The sequence below is a fragment of the Mycobacterium botniense genome (assembly GCF_010723305.1).
Lineage (GTDB): Bacteria > Actinomycetota > Actinomycetes > Mycobacteriales > Mycobacteriaceae > Mycobacterium > Mycobacterium botniense.
In genome coordinates this window covers 1592254-1610237 of sequence record NZ_BLKW01000004.1, presented here as the reverse complement: position 1 = coordinate 1610237, position 17984 = coordinate 1592254, and the positions used below count along the sequence as shown (strand labels likewise).

The window sequence follows — 17984 nt, the reverse complement described above, 5'->3', positions numbered from 1 at the left end:
CCCTCATGGTCGCATCGGCCATGTCTGGCCCGGCCGTGACCGACCGCTGAAACCCGATGACGCCTCTGATCTCGGCCGTCAGTGCCCGCCCTCGCCGTATCCCGGCCGGTGTCATGGCCGGTCACGGCCGGTGTCATGGCCGGTGCGGCACGGAAATACCGAAACGTTATCGGCAACTCAGTAGCGCATGCGCTAGGGAATTATCGACGGCAGCCGCCCCCTGTGGAGCGACGGACGAGACGATTGTGACGAACGAGGTTATTGATTCTCACGAGGTTTGCGGGGTATCCGGACCTCGCATTGCCGACGAGGGCCATCGGTGGCAACTGCTCAGTGCGGGATCGCTTTTGACCACAGCTTTTTGAGCGTCGTGTGCACCGGGTGCCCGGAGCGCAACACCGTGACCACTTCGGTGGGGAACAGCCTTTTATCGGGACCGCACTTCGGCCAGGCTTCCGGGCCCTGGGTGGCCAGGACACGCTCGGCCACTGCGATCTGCTGTTCGCGCGATGCGTCCGCCGGTGAGCCCACACCGCCGTTGGCTTCCCAGGTCGACTGCTTGAATTGCAAGCCGCCGTAACGGCCATTGCCGGTGTTGGCGGACCAGTTGCCGCCGGACTCGCACTGGGCGACAGCGTCCCAGTCGATACTGTCCGCGTATGCCGTGCCGGTGGCGGGATCGATGAACACCGAGATGACGACGGCGATGATCGCGGCTTTCACAAATGCCTTACACAAAGTCTCCACGCTGAGTGTTGTGTTGATTTGTGCCATTTAACACGTCTAACAAACTGTGGTGAAAATTGTCAACACCTGGGGCTGATTTTAGGTAGCGAGATGCTTGGGTGTTCTGAATTTCGAGTAGCTGCTGTTATTTAGAGTGGCATATGATTCTTTTGTTACTTATGTAGTTATAGTGCCTAATGGTGTGTTTGTTAAATGCGCATATTTTTGTGCTTTGAGTGACTAAAGATCTTGGTGTGACTGGTGATACTTGTGTGATTTTTGATCATGAGTGCGCGGATGCGTCGGCCGGGCGCCCGCTCAGGGAAAAATTCATGGTTATTCAGCTCGTGCTCAGCAAGTGTGAGAGTTATCCTCAGGTCTACGTTATCCTCAGGTCTAATAGCGTGGTCGGCTGGAAGGAGTGGGCGGTGCAGGCAGTACGTCACGTCCGCATCACCGCCGGTGTGGCCATCGCCGCGGCTGGCCTGATCGCCGTGAGCCCATGGGCCCCCGCGGTACCCGTTGAGCTGCAGCAACGAGCAGTACAGCTGACAACGAGTGCCGGTTTGCTGAATCTGGGCACAGTCGGTGATCCGCTGGCCGGGTTGTTCAGCGGTGTCAGCGCAGGAACCTATCCGGTGATCGGGCCCACCGAGCTGATCGCGAACACGATGGGCAACCTCAGCGGGTTAGAGCATGTCGCGGCAAACACGGTCGCCGCTGTGACAGCGCCCGACGCGGAACTGGGCCTGCGAGCAGTGATCGAGGGCCTGCTGCAGCTTCATCTGACCAACCCGGTGATGAACCCGATCTCAGTGCTGACCGAGGGCGCGCTGCTGGCGCTCGCGCCGCTGTACGGGCCCAACGCCGCGTTCACCGGGCTGGTCGGGATCGCCAACAACATCGACGCCGCGATCAACTCCGGCAGCTCCCAGGCGGTGCTGGAAAACCTCGTCCTGGCCCCCACCACACTGCTGAACGACTTGGTCAACGGCTACCCGCTCACCGGCGTCGAGCCGTTCAGCGACGTGCTCTCTCCCCAATTCGGGCTGCTGACCAACCCCGACAGCACCACCAACCCGCTGGCAACCGGGGGCATCGACGGGCTTTTGGCGCTGCAGCAGACCCTGGCCGACGAGATGTCGGCGGCCGGGGGAGCCAATCTGACGACCGGTTCGTTGACCCTGCTCAACCCCGGCTCGATCGACCTGACTGTCAACGTCGACACACTGCTCAACGCGCTGGCCCCCAGCGGCGCGTTCACCCTGCCGATCACCCCTGATCAGCTGCTGAACGATCTCGCCCCGAGTGGTGTGCTCACCCTGTCGGTCAGCGTTGACCAACTGCTTAACACGGCGGTACCCAGCGGCACACTCACGCTGCCGTTCAGCCTCAACGACCTGCTTGCCAACGCTACCCCGAGCGGCAGCGTCACCATCCCGATCAGCCTCGACCAACTTCTCTCCGACGCCGCCCCCAGCGGCACCATCACCGTGCCGATCACCCCCGACCAGATCCTCAACAGCATCGCCGGCTCGGGTGGCAGCATCAGCGTGCCCCCCATAGCCGTCTCCACCATCGTCAGCGACCTGGGTAACCCCACGGTCAACGTCGGCTGTTTCCACTTTGTCGGATGCATCAGCATCTCGCTCGCCCAGTTGGTCAGTGACGCGGGTCTTTCCAACAGGAGCATTAACCTCCCGTCCATTTCGGACAGCACGGTCGTCAACGATCTCGAGTCGGCGCTTGGCAGCGCCGGAAACCAGAATCTCAGCGTCTCGGTCAGCTCGCTGGAGAGTCTGCTGGGCGGTGTGGGCAGCCAGAACCTCAGCGTGTCCACCAGCACCCTCGAGCAGCTGCTGGGCAGCTCGGGCAGCGAGAACATCAGCCTGTCGGTCAGCACCCTCGAACAGCTGCTGGGCAGCGCGGGCAGCCAGGAGATCAGCATCCCCGTGAGCACTCTCGAGTCGGCGCTGGGCAGTCTCGGCAGCCAGCAGATCAGTATCCCGCTGAACACCCTTGAGTCGGTTGTGCCGAGCACCCTGAACCTGGGCTTCACCACTCCCGCGGTGACCGGTCCGGCCGTGCCCACCTATACCATGGACCTGGCCCATGACCTGGTGGCGGTGCTCGGCAGCATCGGACCGGTGTCCTCGGCGCTGCCCGCTCTGTTATCGCCCGACTCGACGCTCAACCTGGTCAGCCTGGCCGAAGATGCGACCACTGCGCTGGGTCTGCCGCTGTCGGTCACCGGCGGTGAGCTATCCGCCAACCTCACCGATATCGTGGCGGTATTGCTCAGCAGCATGCTCCCCTGACCTGGGTTGCTGCACCCGGCCGGGACGCCGCGATGCGGCCCCTGCTGCTGGGTTTGTGCCAGCCGAACCCGGCGGTAGGCTGCTCCTGCAGAGCGCGGCCAGCCGGCAAATCATTGGGGAGGGGCGGTGGACACCGTACTCGGTGTGTCAATGGCACCCACGGCAGTTCGCATGGTGCTGGTCGAGGGGGAGGACGCCGATGGCGTCACCGTCGACGAAGACAACTTCGAGGTCACCCCGGTCGACGACTCGGCAACCCCGAGCGGGCCCCAACAGGTGGTCTCGGCGATCCTGGGCACGCTGGAGGCGGCGGCCCAGAGCGGTTACCGGGTGAGATCGACCGGGGTCACGTGGACCGATCCCGCCGACGCCGTGGTGCTGCGCGATGTGCTGGCCGCTCACAAGGTCGAAAACGTCATGCTGGTCTCGACGTTTCTGGCGGCGGTGGCGCTGGCCCAGACTGTGGGCAGCGCAACGGGTTACCAACACACCGGTTTGCTGTTCGTCGAACCGGACACCGCGACGCTGGCGGTCGTCGACACATCCGACGGTTCGGTCACCGATGTGCGCCGCGAGGCCCTGCCCGAGGACGACACCGAGGCAGTGGCGCTGCTGACGGCGATGGTTGCCAGCGCTGACGCGCTGCCGACACATCCGCAGGGTGTGTTTGTGGTGGGCTCCGACGGCGTCGATGTCGCCGCGATCAAGCCCGCGCTGCAGGCGGCGACGTCTCTCGCGGTGAACGCGCCCGAGGAGCCCGAGACGGCGCTGGCCCGCGGGGCGGCACTCGCCTCGGCGAATGCACCGTTGTTCGCCTCGGCGACCGCGGCAATGGCCTACGCGCGCGACCCCGGCACCGGTGCGATCGACCCGCTTGCCATCGCTCCGGCATATCTCGATGTGCCCGCGAGCGGATCGGGCGAGGACGGGCTGGCCTACAGCGCGGTCGCCGACGACGAGGCCGGTGCCACCACCCTGGTGGGGGGTGGTCCCGACGAGTACACCGCCGTCGCCGGCCAGGAGGATCTGCGGACCGGCCTGTATCCCGACTTTCACCCCGAGCCGGGCGAACAGCAGCCCACCACCAAGCCATTTCTGGTCGCCATGGGGGTACTGACGCTGTTCGTCGGGGGTGTGGTGGCCCTGGTGATGTCCCTGGCGGTCGCCATCCGGCCGCACGCCGATAAGCGCCCGAGCCTTGGCCAAAGTGTTGTTGCCCCGGCCAGCCAGGCGCCGGTCCCGCCGCCGGCTCCGCAGGCCCCGCCGCCGAAGGCGCCCGCCCCCGCTCCGCCGGCGCCGGCCGCGCCGGCCCCCGCCGGCCCGCCGGCGCCGGCGCTTCCGGCCCCGCCGCCGGTGCTTCCGGCCCCGCCGCCGGTGCTTCCGGCGCCGCCGCCGGTGCTGCCGGGCCCGCCGCCGATGTTGCCGATGCCGGGGCCCCCGCCGGGCCCGCCGCTGCCGGGGATCCCCGGCCCGCCCGGCCCGTTCGGGCCCCCGGGCCCGCCGGTTCCGCATCTGCCGGGCCCGGCGATTCCGCATCTTCCGTTACCCGGGATCCCCGGTATTCCCGGGCTCTAGCCGTGTCTCCGAAGCAGGCGGCCCGCGCCCGTTCGCCGTGGTATGCCTGAGGTCGTGTCCGACGCGCTCTTCGATGTGCCGGGGGCATCGCCGACGACCGGGCCCGCGCCGGGCGGGGCGCCGCTGGCAGTCCGGATGCGCCCGGCATCCCTGGACGAGGTGGTGGGGCAGGAGCATCTGCTGCGGCCCGGCTCGCCGCTGCGGCGGCTGGTCGAAGGCTCGGGGGTGGCCTCGGTCATCCTCTACGGTCCGCCGGGAAGCGGTAAGACCACGCTGGCCGCGCTGATCTCGCAGGCAACCGGCCGTCGCTTTGTGGCGCTGTCAGCGTTATCGGCCGGTGTCAAAGAGGTCCGTGCCGTGATCGACGTCGCGCGGCGCGCCGCCGGGCAGGGTGAGCAGACGGTGCTGTTCATCGACGAGGTGCATCGCTTCTCCAAGACTCAGCAGGATGCGCTGCTGTCCGCAGTGGAGAACCGGGTGGTGCTGTTGGTGGCGGCCACCACCGAGAACCCGTCGTTCTCGGTGGTGGCGCCGTTGTTGTCACGTTCGCTGATCCTGCAGCTGCGGCCGCTGAGCGCCGACGACATCCGCACCGTCGTGCAGCGCGCCATCGCCGATCCCCGGGGCCTGGGTGGGCGGGTGACGGTACAGCCCGAGGCGATCGACCTGCTGGTGCGCTTGGCGGCCGGCGACGCCCGCCGTGTCCTGACCGCGTTGGAGGTGGCCTCGGAAGCGGTGCAGGCGGCGGGCGGAACCGTCACAGTGCAGGCCGTCGAACAGTCCCTGGATCAGGCCGCCGTCCGCTACGACCGCGACGGGGATCAGCACTATGACGTGATCAGCGCGTTCATCAAATCGGTCCGCGGCTCGGACGTCGACGCCGCGCTGCACTACCTGGCCCGCATGCTGGTTGCCGGGGAGGATCCGCGCTTCATCGCCCGGCGGCTGATGATCCTGGCCAGCGAGGACATCGGCATGGCTGACCCGACCGCACTGCAGACAGCGGTCGCGGCCGCGCACACCGTGGCGTTGATCGGCATGCCCGAAGCCCAGCTCACCCTCGCGCATGCCACCATCCATCTGGCGACCGCACCCAAGTCGAACGCGGTCACCACGGCGCTGGCCGCCGCGATGAGCGATGTCCGGGCGGGCAAGGCCGGGCTGGTGCCGGCGCATCTGCGCGACGGGCATTATTCGGGGGCGGCGGCACTGGGCCACGCCCAGGGCTACCGGTACTCCCACGACGACCCCGACGGCGTTGTCGCGCAACAATATCCGCCGGATGAACTGGTCGGCGTGGACTATTACCGGCCCACCGGTCACGGTGCGGAACGCCCGCTGGCCGGCCGGCTGGACCGGCTGCGCGCCATCATCCGCGGCAAGCGCGGCACCTGACGTTCAGACCAGCTCGGGTACCCGCAGGCGAGCCAAAGCCAGCTCGAATTCGCCGACATCGACCTGGTCGGCGCCCAGGTCGCGAAGCAATTCGGTGCGCAGCGACCGGGCCTGGTCACCGCTGCGCTCCATCGCGGCCAGGCTGTCGAATGTCGACGACGACACCGCACGCCCGGACATCCGGTCGACCATCAGGCTGGCGCTGCAGAAACCGTCGAGCCTTTCGATATCGGGCAGCACCGCGGTCTTGTAGAAGTCGATGGCGCTGGCAAACTGCTCGGGCCGGATCTTGAGCCAGGTGGCGCGCACACCGGCGCCGGGACCGGAGTGGTGGTCGCGGTGCAACATCGCGATGTCCCACTCGTCGACCGTTGCCGTGCCCGCGAAGGCCCGCGCGGCCCGGTCCCGGAGCGCCTGCACTCGTTGCGCGCTGGCGCGCATCGCCTCGCGCGTCGCCCAGGCGCTGGTCGCGATGCATCGGCCGGTCTCGCGGTCAACCAACAGCGACAGGCCCACATATCCGTCGAACTCCTGCAGCGCCGGCATCACCACATCCCGGATGTGCGCAATCCCCTCCTCAATCGACGACGGCTGTGCCTGAATAGTGGTAGAGCGTGCGTACACGATCGGCCCCCTCACCTAGTCGGGCAGCGCCCGGGTAGCGCCGGCCCTCCATCCCCTACCTTCCTCCAACCGGGTATGCGTCGCAATGGGTTTGCCACGGATTGGCCGCGAGGAGAACCCGCCCCGTAGGCTGAATTGCGTGCATACCGACGTGCTGGACGTGGACACCGCGCGCCGCCGCATCGTCGATCTCACCGAGGCGGTGCGGGCGTTCTGCAAACCCCACAGCGATGGCCTGTGCAATGTTTTCGTGCCGCACGCGACCGCGGGGGTCGCGATCATCGAGACGGGCTCGGGTTCCGACGACGACCTGGTCGACGCGCTGGAACGGTTACTGCCGCGCGACGGCCGCTATCGGCACGCGCACGGATCGTACGGCCACGGCGCCGATCATCTGCTGCCCGCGCTGGTCTCCCCGTCGGTGACCGTGCCGGTGCAGGGCGGGGTGCCACTGCTGGGCACCTGGCAGAGCATTGTGCTGGTCGACCTCAACCGCGATAACCCGAGGCGCTCGGTACGGTTGAGCTTTGTCGTCGGCGCCCCGGAGCCGTCACCGGCGAGCACCTGAGAATACCCTGGTGACAGGCCGCGGCACGGCAAAAGGAAGCGGAAAGTGCAGACACACGAGATCAGGAAACGGTTCCTCGATCATTTCGTGAAGGCGGGGCACACCGAGGTGCCCAGCGCCTCGGTGATCCTCGACGACCCCAACTTGTTGTTCGTCAACGCGGGGATGGTCCAGTTCGTGCCGTTTTTCCTCGGCCAGCGCACACCGCCGTACACCAGGGCCACCAGCATCCAGAAGTGCATCCGCACCGCCGACATCGACGAGGTGGGCGTCACACCGCGGCACAACACCTTTTTTCAGATGGCCGGCAATTTCTCGTTCGGCGACTATTTCAAGCGTGGCGCGATCGAATTGGCGTGGACACTGCTGACCACCAGCGTCGCCGACGGCGGGTACGGGTTGGACCCGGAAAGAATTTGGGCCACAGTGTATTACGACGACAACGAGGCCGCGGAGCTGTGGCAGGAGGTGGCCGGGCTGCCCGCTGAGCGGGTTCAGCGCCGCGGTATGGAACACAACTTCTGGTCGATGGGTATTCCCGGTCCGTGCGGGCCGTCGTCGGAGATTTACTACGACCGCGGAGAAGAATTCGGCCCCGGCGGCGGCCCGGCGGTCAGCGAGGACCGCTATATCGAGCTGTGGAATCTGGTGTTCATGCAAAGCGAACGCGGCGAGGGCACCGGCAAAACCGGTTTCGAGATCCTCGGGCCGCTGCCGCGCAAGAACATCGACACCGGCATGGGGGTGGAGCGGGTCGCCTGCGTGCTGCAGAACGTGCACAACGTCTACGAGACTGACCTGCTCAGGCCGATCCTCGACAAAGTTGTCACCGTTGCCGCGCGTCCCTACGACGCCGGTAACCACGACGACGACGTGCGCTACCGCATCATCGCCGACCACAGCCGCACCGCCGCCATCCTGATCGCTGACGGCGTCAGTCCGGGCAACGACGGCCGCGGCTATGTGCTGCGCCGGCTGCTGCGCCGGGTGATCCGCTCGGCCAAGCTGCTGGGTATCGACGGGCCGATCGTGGGCGAGTTGATGGCCGCCGTGCGCGACGCGATGGGACCGTCGTATCCGGAACTGGTCAGCGACTTCGCGCGGATCAACCGCATCGCGGTCGCCGAGGAGACCGCGTTCAACCGCACCCTGGCCTCCGGGTCGCGGCTGTTCGAGGAGGTGGCCAGCGCCACCAAATCCGCCGGCGCCACCGTGGTTTCCGGCTCGGATGCCTTCACGTTGCACGACACCTATGGTTTCCCGATCGAGCTCACCCTCGAGATGGCCGCCGAAGCGGGGCTGACGGTCGACGAGCACGGCTTCCGCGAGCTGATGGCCGAGCAGCGCCGCCGCGCCAAGGCCGACGCCGCCGCGCGCAAACATGCGCACGCCGACCTGTCCGCCTACCGGGAGCTGGTCGACGCCGGGCCCACCGAGTTCACCGGGTTCGACGAGCTGACGTCCGAGGCGCGGATCCTGGGCATCTTCATCGACGGCAGGCGGGTTCCGGTGGTATCCCACAGCGACGCGGCCGGCGCCGGCCGGGTCGAGCTGGTGCTGGATCGCACCCCGCTATACGCCGAATCCGGGGGACAGCTCGCCGACGCCGGCACCATCAGCGGCACCGGCGCGGGTGCGAGCGCCCGCGCGGCGGTCACCGATGTGCAGAAGATCGCCCAGACCTTGTGGGTACACCAGGTCAACGTGGAATCGGGGGAATTCGTCGAGGGCGACACCGTCATCGCCGCGGTGGATCCGCAGTGGCGCAAGGGCGCCACCCAGGGCCACTCGGGCACCCACATGGTGCATGCTGCGCTGCGTCAAGTGCTGGGGCCCAACGCTGTTCAGGCTGGGTCACTGAACCGGCCGGGTTATTTGCGTTTCGACTTCAACTGGCAGGGGCCGTTGACCGAGGAGCAGCGCAGGCAGGTCGAGGAGGTCACCAACGAGGCGGTGCAAGCCGACTACGAGGTGCACACGTTCACCGAGCGGCTCGACAAAGCCAAGGCGATGGGTGCGTTGGCGCTGTTCGGTGAGCGCTACCCCGAGGTGGTACGCGTCGTGGAGATCGGCGGACCGTTCTCCCTGGAGCTGTGCGGCGGCACCCATGTCCACAACTCCGCGCAGATCGGGCCGGTGACGATCGTCGGCGAATCATCGATCGGCTCGGGAGTGCGCCGGGTGGAGGCCTACGTGGGGCTGGACTCGTTCCGCCACCTGGCCAAGGAGCGTGCTTTGATGGCGGGGCTGGCCGCGTCGTTGCGGGTGCCCTCCGAGGAGGTGCCGGCCCGGGTGGCCAACCTGGTGGAGCGGCTCAAGGCCGCCGAGAAGGAACTCGAACGCACCCGGCTGGCGAACGCGCGCGCCGCTGCCACCAACGCCGCCGCCGGCGCCGAGCGCATCGGTAACGTCCGTCTGGTGGCGCAGCGGATGTCCGGGGCAATGACGGCCGGCGACCTGCGGTCGTTGGTCGGTGATATCCGCGGCAAGCTGGGCAGCGGTCCGGCGGTGGTGGCGCTGATCTCGGGAGGTGACGGGGACGCGGTGCCCTATGCCGTCGCCGCCAATCCCGCCGCGCAGGATCTGGGCATCCGGGCCGACGACCTGGTCAAGCGGATTTCGGCGGCGGTCAACGGCCGCGGCGGCGGCAAGGCCGACCTGGCGCAGGGCTCGGGGAAAGACGCCTCAGGTATCGACGCTGCACTGGACGCGGTGCGCACCGAGATAGCACAGGTCGGCTGAGTGGGCCGCCCAGCGCACCGCGGGCCCGACCGGCCCGGCGATCCGGCCCAGGCCAAAGACCCGGGGCGGGGCCGCCGGCTCGGGATCGACGTGGGCGGGGTGCGCATCGGGGTGGCGGTCAGCGACCCGGACGCCATCCTGGCCACCCCGGTGGCAACCGTGCGCCGCGACGGCGGGCATCTGCGCCGGCTGGCCGAGATGGTCGGTGAGCTGGAAGCGGTGGAGGTGGTCGTCGGGCTGCCGCGCACCCTGGCCGATACCACCGGCCCGGCGGCCCGGGACGCGATCGAGCTGGCCGAGGCGCTGGCGCGGCGGATCGCCCCCACCCCGGTGCGGCTGGCCGACGAGCGGCTCAGCACCGTCAGCGCCCAGCGCGCGCTGCGCGCGGCGGGAGTGCGGGCAAAGGCGCAACGCGGCCTCATCGACCAGGCCGCGGCGGTGGCGATCCTGCAGGGGTGGCTGGATCAGCGCCGCACCGCGCTGGCCGCGTCCGGGGAGGGCAGTGGTGGCTGAGGGGTCGCGGCGCAACCGGGCCGGGCCGGTGGCGGTCGGGCCGTCGCGGCGGCGGATGACCCGCGCTGAGCGGATCCGCGCCGAACGCAGCCGCCGCCGGCGGCGCATGGTCACCGGATTCGCCACCGCGCTGCTCATCACGGTGGCCGTGGCGGCGGTGTTCGTCGGCTCGCGGCTGTGGCACACCGTGTTCGGACCCAACAACGACTACAGCGGCTCCGGTAAGCGGGATGTCGTCATCCAGATCCACTCCGGCGACTCGACCACGGCCATCGGGGAGACGCTGCAGAACCACGACGTCGTGCGCACGGTCCGGGCATTCGTCGACGCGGCGCACGGCAACGCCGCGATCTCATCGATTCAGCCGGGTTTCTACCGGATGCGCACCCAGATTCCGGCGGCCGCCGCCGTCGCGCGGCTGACCGACCCCAACAACCGGGTCGGCCGGCTGGTCATCCCGGAAGGCCGCCAGCTCGACGACACCACCGACGTCAAAACCAACGCGGTGACCCCGGGCATCTTGACGCTGATCTCCCGGGCCACCTGCGTGGATCTGGATGGGCAGCGGCGCTGTGTCTCGGTGGCCGACCTGCGCACCGCGGCCGGCGAGGCTGCCCCGGCGATGCTGTCGGTGCCGAACTGGGCCAGCCAGCCGGTGACGGAGATGGCCAATGACCATCGCCGCATCGAGGGGCTGATCGCGCCGGGAACGTTCAACGTCAACCCGTCGGCCTCGGCCCAGAGCATCCTGGCGACGCTGATCAGCGCCAGCACCGAGCAATATGTGGAATCCGGGCTGCTGGACACCGCCAGAACGATGAACCTGTCCCCCTATGACGTGCTGGTGGTGGCCTCGCTGGTGCAGCGCGAATCCACACCGCAGGATTTCCCCAAGGTGGCTGAGGTCATTTACAACCGGCTGCGTGAGCACCGCACATTGCAATTCGACTCGACGGTGAACTACCCGCTGGACCGCCGGGAGGTGGCCACCACCGACGCCGACCGCGCCCAGCCCACGCCGTGGAACACCTATGTCGCCGAGGGGCTGCCGGCCACCCCGATCTGTTCCCCCGGGGTCGACGCGCTGCACGCGGCCGAGCATCCCGAGCCCGGCGACTGGCTGTACTTCGTCACCATCGACGCGCAGGGAACGACGCTGTTCACGGCGGATTACCAACAGCATCTGGCCGACGTCGAACTGGCCAAGCACAACGGTGTCCTCGACAGCGCGCGGTAGAAAAGCCGGCGTGCTGGGCTCACCGGTTGCGCATTCCCGCTCTCCGCAGCTGCACCTGGCCGCCTATCGGGCGCTGGGCCTGCACGATTGGACCTACGAGCGCATCGAGTGCGACGCCGAGCGGCTGCCGGCGCTGGTCGGCGCTTTGGGACCCGAGTGGGTGGGCGTCTCGGTCACCATGCCGGGCAAGTTCGCCGCGCTGCGCTGCGCCGACGAGCGCACCGCCCGCGCCGATCTGGTCGGCGCGGCCAACACCTTGGTGCGCACGCCGCGCGGCTGGCGGGCCGATAATACCGATATCGACGGGGTGAGCGGGGCGCTCGGTGCGGCCTCCGGGCACGCCCTGGTGTGCGGGTCGGGCGGCACCGCCCCGGCCGCGGTGGTGGCGCTGGCCGGGCTCGGCGTCGACGCGGTGACCGTGCTCGCCCGCAATCCGGACCAGGCCGCCCGGCTGGTGCGGCTGGGCGAACGCGTCGGTGTCGAGACCCGGTTCTGCGCCCTGGACAGCAGCGGGGCACCCGACGCGGTCGCCGCGGCGCAGGTGCTGGTCAGCACCATCCCGGCGGAGGCGGCGGGCCGCTACGCCGAGCTGTTCGCGCGGGTTCCGGTGCTGCTGGACGCCGTCTATGACCCCTGGCCCACCCCGCTGGCGGCCGCCGTGACGGCCGCCGGGGGGCAGGTGATCAGCGGGTTGCAGATGTTGCTGCATCAGGCGTTCGCCCAGGTCGAACAATTCACAGGACTGCCCGCACCGCGAGAGGCGATGGCTTGCGCTTTAGGGGCGTTGGGTTAGCCTGCCGCGGATGCGGACCGGAATGCTCAGCGCAGTGCTGGTGTGGCTGACGCTGTTAACCCTCTACGATCTGCGGCACCGCCGGCTGCCCAACTGGCTCACCCTGCCCGGAGCGGGCGTGATCCTGTTGGGGGCGGTGCTCGCCGGGCGCGGAGGCCCGGCCCTGCTGGGTGCGGGCGCGCTCGGTGCGGTGTATCTGCTGGTGCATCTGGCGGCGCCGGCGGCGATGGGCGCCGGGGATGTCAAGCTGGCGTTCGGGCTGGGCGCGCTCACCGGCTGGCTGGGTGCCGCGGTGTGGTTTCTGGCGGCCGTGGGTGCGCCGCTGCTGACCGCGCTGTGGGGTGTGGTCGCCGTGCTGCGCCGATCCGGGCCGGCGGTGCCGCACGGGCCGTCGATGTGTCTGGCCACCGTGGCGGCGGCCGCACTGGTGCTCCAGTGAGCGCAACACATTATGTTGCGCTAGGCTGGGGTGGTGCCCGTTCCCACAGCCGAGAAGGTCGCCGCGCTGAGCCGTGACGTCGGCTCGCAGCGGCGCCTGGCCGACCTGCTCGGTGTCAATGCCGCGCAAGTCACGCGGTGGCGCAGGGGCCAGGGCATCGATGACCTCAATGCCGCCCGGGTGGACCTGCTGGAGCTCGTGATGGCCCACCTGTTGCGGCTGTATGCGCCGGAGGCCGCGCAGCGCTGGCTGCTCGGGGCGAACCCGAACCTGGGCGGTCGGCGGCCGGTGGATCTGATTCGCCGCGGCCAGACCCGCGAGGTTCTGGATGCGATCGCCAACGAACGCGCCGGCGGCTTCGCGTGAGGCTGTGGCGGGTCTTGCCCTGGGACCCGTCGGCGCCGGTCGCAAAACCCGGGCACGCCCTGTGGGTGCCCCGCGAATACCAGGGCAGCGGGCGCCACGACGCCCCGGACCGGTACGGCTGTCTGTACGTGGCGGAGACGGCCGTTTCGGCGGTGGCCGAGATGCTCGCCCCATTCCGCGGGACCGGGGACCTCACGCCCGGGCTGCTGGTCCGATCGGGGCGGCAGCTCGCACTGGCTGAGTTGGAGCTCGCCGCGACCGCGCGGCTCGTCGACCTCGACGAGCCGTCTGTGCTGGTGGCCGAGTCGCTGCGCCCCTCGGTGGTGGCGACCGGCCGGCGTTCTGTCACGCAGGCCTACGCGCTGGCCCAGTTCGAGCGCCATCCCGAGGCGGCGGGGCTGCGGTGGTGGTCGACACTGGAGGCGAGCTGGTTGCAGGTGACGCTGTTCGACCGTGCCCTGGATGCACTGACCGTGCGCGGCGTGCGCACACTCAGCGTCGATGACGAGGCCGTGACGGCCGCCGCGACACATCTGGGCCTGGCGTGACGGGGACGCGATGCACGCTCGGGGCCGCCCCGGGGTGATCCGCGCCGCGGCTCCGGGGCGCGCGCTGCCCGGAGCAGCAGCCGACATGGGAAGATGGGACGCGTGTTGCGCTGGACCACCGCCGGTGAATCCCACGGCCGTGCGCTGGTGGCCGTGCTGGAGGGCATGGTCGCCGGGGTGGCCGTCACCAGCGACGACATCGCAGCCCAGCTGGCGCGGCGGCGGCTGGGCTACGGCCGCGGCGCCCGCATGACATTCGAACGCGACGCCGTGACACTGCTGGCCGGGGTGCGCCACGGCGTTACCCTGGGCGGGCCGATCGCCATCGAGATCGCCAACACCGAATGGCCCAAATGGCAGACCGTGATGGCCGCCGACCCGGTCGACCCGGCGGCACTGGCCGGCCTGGCCCGCAACGCCCCGCTGACCCGCCCGCGACCCGGCCACGCCGACTATGCCGGCATGCTCAAATACGGTTTCGACGACGCCCGCCCGGTGCTGGAGCGGGCCAGCGCCCGCGAGACCGCGGCCCGCGTCGCGGCCGGCACGGTCGCCCGGCTGTTTCTGCGGCAGGCCCTGGGCATCGAGGTGCTGTCCCACGTCATCTCCATCGGCGCGTCGGTGCCCTACGACGGCCCGCCGCCCGCGCCGGAGGACCTGCCCGCGATCGACGCCAGCCCGGTGCGCGCCTTCGACAAGGCCGCCGAACAGTCCATGATCGCCGAGATCGAGGCCGCCAAGAAGGACGGCGACACCCTCGGCGGCGTGGTCGAAGCCGTCGCGCACGGTGTGCCGGTGGGGCTGGGATCGTTCACCAGCGGCGATAACCGGCTCGACAGCCAGCTCGCCGCCGCCGTGATGGGCATCCAGGCGATCAAGGGTGTGGAGATCGGCGACGGGTTCGCCACCGCGCGCCGCCGCGGCAGCCGCGCCCACGACGAGATGTATCCCGGCCGCGACAGTGTGGTCCGCTCCACCAACCGGGCCGGCGGGCTGGAAGGCGGCATGACCAACGGCCAGCCGCTGCGGGTGCGCGCGGCGATGAAACCGATCTCCACCGTGCCGCGGGCGCTGGCCACCGTCGACCTGGCCACCGGCGAGCAGGCCGTCGCGATCAACCAGCGCTCCGACGTGTGCGCGGTGCCGGCCGCCGGGGTGGTGGTCGAAACCATGGTGGCGCTGGTGCTGGCCCGCGCGGCGCTGGAGAAGTTCGGCGGCGACTCGCTGGCCGAAACCCGCCGCAACGCCGAGGCGTATCTGCGTGCGGTCGCCGAGCGGGCACCGGCCACCGGCCCGGCCCGGTGCGCCGGGGGATAGGCGCGCGATGGCACCCAAGGCGGTACTGGTGGGCCTGCCCGGCTCGGGCAAATCCACGATCGGGCGGCGGCTGGCCAAGGCGCTGGGAACCAGCCTGCTCGACACCGACACCGTGATCGAGCAGCAGACCGGTCGCCGCATTGCCGAGATCTTCGCCACCGACGGCGAGAAGGAATTCCGCCGTATCGAAGAAGAGGTGGTCCGGCGGGCCCTCACCGATCACGACGGCATCGTGTCACTGGGCGGCGGCGCCGTCACCACACCGGGGGTACGCGCCGCGCTGGCCGGTCACACCGTGATCTTCCTGGAGATCAACGCCGTCGAAGGGGTGCGGCGCACCGGCGGCACCACCGTGCGCCCGCTGCTGGCCGGGCCGGACCGCGCCGAGAAATACCGCGCCCTGATGGCGCAACGGGTCCCGCTGTACCGGCGGGTTGCCACCATCCGCGTCAACACCAACCGCCGAAACCCGGGAGCCGTGGTGCGCCATATCCTGTCGCGGCTGCACGAACAGCAGCCCGGCTCAGGGCCGCCGCAGCCCAGCCCGCCGGCACCGGCCGCGCTGGGCGCTCGTCGCGCCGAGGCCGGCAAATGACCGGCACCGCCGCCCCGGTCACCGTGCAGGTGGCTGTCGACCCGCCGTATCCGGTGCTCATCGGCACCGGCCTGCGCACCGAATTAGACGAGCTGCTCGCCGGCCGCCACCGGGTGGCGATCCTGCACCAGCCGGTGCTGGCGCAGACCGCGGAGACAATCCGAAGTCAGTTGGCCGGCAAAGGTGTCGACGCGCACCGCATCGAGATTCCCGACGCCGAAGCCGGCAAAGAGCTGCGGGTGGTGGGATACATCTGGGAAGTGTTGGGCCGCATCGGAATTGGACGCAAAGATGCGCTGGTCAGCCTGGGCGGCGGGGCGGCGACCGATGTGGCCGGGTTCGCGGCGGCGACCTGGTTGCGCGGTGTTTCGATCGTGCACGTGCCCACCACGCTGCTGGGCATGGTGGACGCCGCGATCGGCGGCAAGACCGGCATCAACACCGCCGCCGGCAAGAACCTGGTGGGCGCGTTTCACCAGCCGCTGGCGGTGCTCGACGATGTGGCGGCGCTGCAAACGTTGCCGCGCGCCGAAATCGTGTCCGGCATGGCCGAAGTGGTCAAGGCGGGTTTCATCGCCGACCCGGTGATCCTGGACCTGATCGAAGCCGACCCGTGCGCCGCGCTGGACCCGGGCGGGGAGGTGCTGCCCGAGCTGATCCGCCGGGCCGTCACCGTCAAAGCCGATGTCGTCGCCGCCGACGAGAAAGAATCGCAGCTGCGGGAAATCCTCAACTATGGCCACACTTTGGGGCACGCGATCGAGCGGCGCGAGCACTACCGGTGGCGCCACGGCGCCGCGGTGGCGGTGGGGCTGGTGTTCGCCGCCGAACTCGGGCGGCTGACCGGGCGGCTCGACGACGCCACCGCTGACCGGCACCGCGCCATCCTCTCGGCGCTGGGGCTGCCGGTCAGCTACGACGCCGACGCGTTACCGGAACTGTTGGGCTACATGGCCAGTGACAAGAAGACCCGGGCCGGGACACTGCGGTTTGTGGTGCTCGACGGTCTGGCCAAACCGGGCCGGCTCGAGGGGCCCGACCCCGCGCTGCTGGCCGCCGCCTACGCCGAAGTCGGTGGCCGATGAACGTCAATGTGATCAACGGCCCTAACCTGGGCCGGCTGGGCCGGCGGGAACCCGACGTCTACGGCAGCACCACCCACGACGAGCTCACCGCGCTGATCGAACGGGAAGCCGCCGAATTAGGACTGAAAGTTGTTGTGCGCCAAAGCGACAGCGAGGCGCAGCTGCTGGAGTGGATTCACCTGGCCGCCGACGCCGCCGAACCGGTGATCCTCAACGCCGGTGGTCTGACGCACACGTCGGTGGTGCTGCGTGACGCCTGCGCGCAGCTCCGTGCCCCGCTGATCGAGGTGCACCTGTCCAACGTGTATGCCCGCGAAGAGTTTCGCCATCACTCGTATCTGAGCCCGGTCGCGACCGGCGTGATCGTCGGGCTGGGGGTGCAGGGTTATCTGCTGGCGCTGCGTTATCTCGCCGCCGTTTACCGTTGATCGTCCTCCGGCGGGTGCTGGAGTATCTGGCCGGTGTCCGCCGGGGTCACGGGCTGCTGCGGCTGAGCCGTCGCAGCCGGCAGGGTGGGTTCGTCAGCGTACGCGGGCAGGGTCACCTCGGTCGTTTCCCGGGCGCCCGCGCCCGCCACCGCCGATGTGCGCAGCCCCGGTGTGACGACCTCGCCGGTGGGGGTTTCATCGGCGCGAACGGCGGCGAACACGTCGGTGTCGACGCGGTCCTGGTTGCCGGCCGCCAGGCCGTGATGGCGCACGGGCATCTTCTCCAGCTGCCGGTCGACAGCCCAGCGGCCGACCGTCACACCGCCCATCCCGGGCAGAAACACCAACAGCGCGGTAAACGCGGCGAATGTCGTCAGCTCGTTGATCAACGTCCCCACGTACAGACCCTTGTAGAACAGGGAAATCAGCCACGTCACCGCACCGCTGACGATCCCGGCCACCAAACCGGCCAGCAGCCAGGTCATCGCCAGGTCGGCGCGCCGATCCGGATCCGGGTTGGCGATGGCGTCGGCGCGGCCGTCGGTCAGCCCCCATGCGACGACCGCGATGACGAAGACGGCGACCAGCACAAGGCTGATCAACCCCGCCCGGGTCGGCCACGTGTTGATCAGCGTCCCCTGGAATAAGCGGACAACGACCATCGCGGCGGCGAACACCAATCCGCGTGACATCCAGTTAGTCATGGGGCCACAGC

Annotated in this window: 18 protein-coding genes; 15 read left to right on the top strand and 3 right to left on the bottom strand. The window is 69.4% G+C overall.

Annotated features, from left to right (window positions below):
- Window positions 1-330 precede the first annotated feature (330 nt).
- Complete coding sequence (locus G6N08_RS17385) at window positions 331-774, bottom strand: transglycosylase family protein (protein WP_163759306.1); 444 nt, start codon at window positions 772-774, stop codon at window positions 331-333.
- Window positions 775-1058: 284 nt separating this feature from the next.
- Here G6N08_RS17385 and G6N08_RS17380 point away from each other — a divergent pair, with 284 nt between their 5' ends.
- From G6N08_RS17380 to G6N08_RS17370, 3 genes are all read left to right on the top strand, one after another.
- Complete coding sequence (locus G6N08_RS17380) at window positions 1059-3044, top strand: hypothetical protein (protein ID WP_163759303.1); 1986 nt, start codon at window positions 1059-1061, stop codon at window positions 3042-3044.
- Window positions 3045-3170: 126 nt separating this feature from the next.
- Window positions 3171-4619 (top strand): DUF7159 family protein, encoded by a 1449-nt coding sequence (locus tag G6N08_RS17375; RefSeq protein WP_163759301.1) that lies wholly within the window; start codon window positions 3171-3173, stop codon window positions 4617-4619.
- A gap of 42 nt (window positions 4620-4661) precedes the next feature.
- Window positions 4662-6014 carry a replication-associated recombination protein A gene (locus G6N08_RS17370; RefSeq protein WP_163759300.1) on the top strand — a complete coding sequence of 451 codons (1353 nt, stop codon included), beginning with the start codon at window positions 4662-4664 and terminating at the stop codon, window positions 6012-6014.
- Between the two features lie 3 nt (window positions 6015-6017).
- Here the strand turns inward: G6N08_RS17370 and G6N08_RS17365 are convergent, their stop codons facing one another.
- The gene (locus G6N08_RS17365; RefSeq protein WP_163759298.1) at window positions 6018-6638 is read right to left on the bottom strand and encodes a hypothetical protein; all 621 of its coding nucleotides are present in this window, start codon (window positions 6636-6638) and stop codon (window positions 6018-6020) included.
- Between the two features lie 151 nt (window positions 6639-6789).
- On the opposite strand from G6N08_RS17365, the gene G6N08_RS17360 reads away from it, so the two are divergent.
- The 12 genes from G6N08_RS17360 (at window position 6790) to aroQ (ending at window position 17269) form a co-directional block, all read left to right on the top strand.
- Entirely contained in the window at window positions 6790-7206 is a 417-nt protein-coding gene (locus tag G6N08_RS17360) for a secondary thiamine-phosphate synthase enzyme YjbQ (protein WP_163760818.1), read from the top strand.
- A 45-nt stretch (window positions 7207-7251) separates the two neighbouring features.
- The gene (gene alaS / locus G6N08_RS17355; protein ID WP_163759296.1) at window positions 7252-9948 is read left to right on the top strand and encodes an alanine--tRNA ligase; all 2697 of its coding nucleotides are present in this window, start codon (window positions 7252-7254) and stop codon (window positions 9946-9948) included.
- Window positions 9949-10461, top strand: a complete 513-nt coding sequence (gene ruvX / locus G6N08_RS17350; RefSeq protein ID WP_163759294.1) for a Holliday junction resolvase RuvX — start codon at window positions 9949-9951, stop codon at window positions 10459-10461. It begins immediately after the preceding gene.
- Window positions 10462-10516: 55 nt separating this feature from the next.
- Window positions 10517-11698: an endolytic transglycosylase MltG gene (gene mltG / locus G6N08_RS17345; protein WP_371869067.1), complete on the top strand. Its 1182-nt coding sequence runs from the start codon at window positions 10517-10519 to the stop codon at window positions 11696-11698.
- Window positions 11676-12491, top strand: a complete 816-nt coding sequence (locus tag G6N08_RS17340; protein ID WP_163759290.1) for a shikimate dehydrogenase — start codon at window positions 11676-11678, stop codon at window positions 12489-12491. Before mltG ends, G6N08_RS17340 begins: the two co-directional genes overlap by 23 nt.
- Window positions 12492-12501: 10 nt before the next feature.
- Entirely contained in the window at window positions 12502-12930 is a 429-nt protein-coding gene (locus G6N08_RS17335) for a prepilin peptidase (RefSeq protein WP_163759288.1), read from the top strand.
- A 33-nt stretch (window positions 12931-12963) separates the two neighbouring features.
- Window positions 12964-13296 carry an antitoxin Xre/MbcA/ParS toxin-binding domain-containing protein gene (locus tag G6N08_RS17330; protein ID WP_163759286.1) on the top strand — a complete coding sequence of 111 codons (333 nt, stop codon included), beginning with the start codon at window positions 12964-12966 and terminating at the stop codon, window positions 13294-13296.
- Entirely contained in the window at window positions 13293-13844 is a 552-nt protein-coding gene (locus tag G6N08_RS17325; RefSeq protein WP_163759284.1) for an RES domain-containing protein, read from the top strand. Before G6N08_RS17330 ends, G6N08_RS17325 begins: the two co-directional genes overlap by 4 nt.
- Window positions 13845-13946: 102 nt before the next feature.
- Entirely contained in the window at window positions 13947-15161 is a 1215-nt protein-coding gene (gene aroC, locus G6N08_RS17320) for a chorismate synthase (protein WP_163760816.1), read from the top strand.
- Between the two features lie 7 nt (window positions 15162-15168).
- Window positions 15169-15756: a shikimate kinase gene (locus G6N08_RS17315; protein WP_163759282.1), complete on the top strand. Its 588-nt coding sequence runs from the start codon at window positions 15169-15171 to the stop codon at window positions 15754-15756.
- Window positions 15753-16841, top strand: coding sequence for a 3-dehydroquinate synthase (gene aroB, locus G6N08_RS17310; RefSeq protein ID WP_163759280.1), 1089 nt, complete (start codon window positions 15753-15755; stop codon window positions 16839-16841). Before G6N08_RS17315 ends, aroB begins: the two co-directional genes overlap by 4 nt.
- The gene (gene aroQ / locus G6N08_RS17305; RefSeq protein WP_163759278.1) at window positions 16838-17269 is read left to right on the top strand and encodes a type II 3-dehydroquinate dehydratase; all 432 of its coding nucleotides are present in this window, start codon (window positions 16838-16840) and stop codon (window positions 17267-17269) included. The genes aroB and aroQ overlap by 4 nt, the downstream gene beginning before the upstream one ends.
- Here aroQ and G6N08_RS17300 read toward each other — a convergent pair.
- Window positions 17260-17973, bottom strand: a complete 714-nt coding sequence (locus tag G6N08_RS17300; protein WP_170301292.1) for a B-4DMT family transporter — start codon at window positions 17971-17973, stop codon at window positions 17260-17262. The genes aroQ and G6N08_RS17300 overlap by 10 nt on opposite strands.
- Window positions 17974-17984: the final 11 nt, after the last annotated feature.

What these genes read in the sequence shown, in the direction of transcription:
- G6N08_RS17385 (WP_163759306.1), bottom strand. Translation starts at nt 774, where the DNA reads ATGGCACAAATCAACACAACACTCAGCGTGGAGACTTTGTGTAAGGCA.
- G6N08_RS17380 (WP_163759303.1), top strand. Translation starts at nt 1,059, where the DNA reads ATGGTTATTCAGCTCGTGCTCAGCAAGTGTGAGAGTTATCCTCAGGTC.
- G6N08_RS17370 (WP_163759300.1), top strand. Translation starts at nt 4,662, where the DNA reads ATGCCTGAGGTCGTGTCCGACGCGCTCTTCGATGTGCCGGGGGCATCG.
- mltG (WP_371869067.1), top strand. Translation starts at nt 10,517, where the DNA reads ATGACCCGCGCTGAGCGGATCCGCGCCGAACGCAGCCGCCGCCGGCGG.
- G6N08_RS17335 (WP_163759288.1), top strand. Translation starts at nt 12,502, where the DNA reads ATGCGGACCGGAATGCTCAGCGCAGTGCTGGTGTGGCTGACGCTGTTA.
- G6N08_RS17315 (WP_163759282.1), top strand. Translation starts at nt 15,169, where the DNA reads ATGGCACCCAAGGCGGTACTGGTGGGCCTGCCCGGCTCGGGCAAATCC.
- aroB (WP_163759280.1), top strand. Translation starts at nt 15,753, where the DNA reads ATGACCGGCACCGCCGCCCCGGTCACCGTGCAGGTGGCTGTCGACCCG.
- aroQ (WP_163759278.1), top strand. Translation starts at nt 16,838, where the DNA reads ATGAACGTCAATGTGATCAACGGCCCTAACCTGGGCCGGCTGGGCCGG.
- G6N08_RS17300 (WP_170301292.1), bottom strand. Translation starts at nt 17,973, where the DNA reads ATGACTAACTGGATGTCACGCGGATTGGTGTTCGCCGCCGCGATGGTC.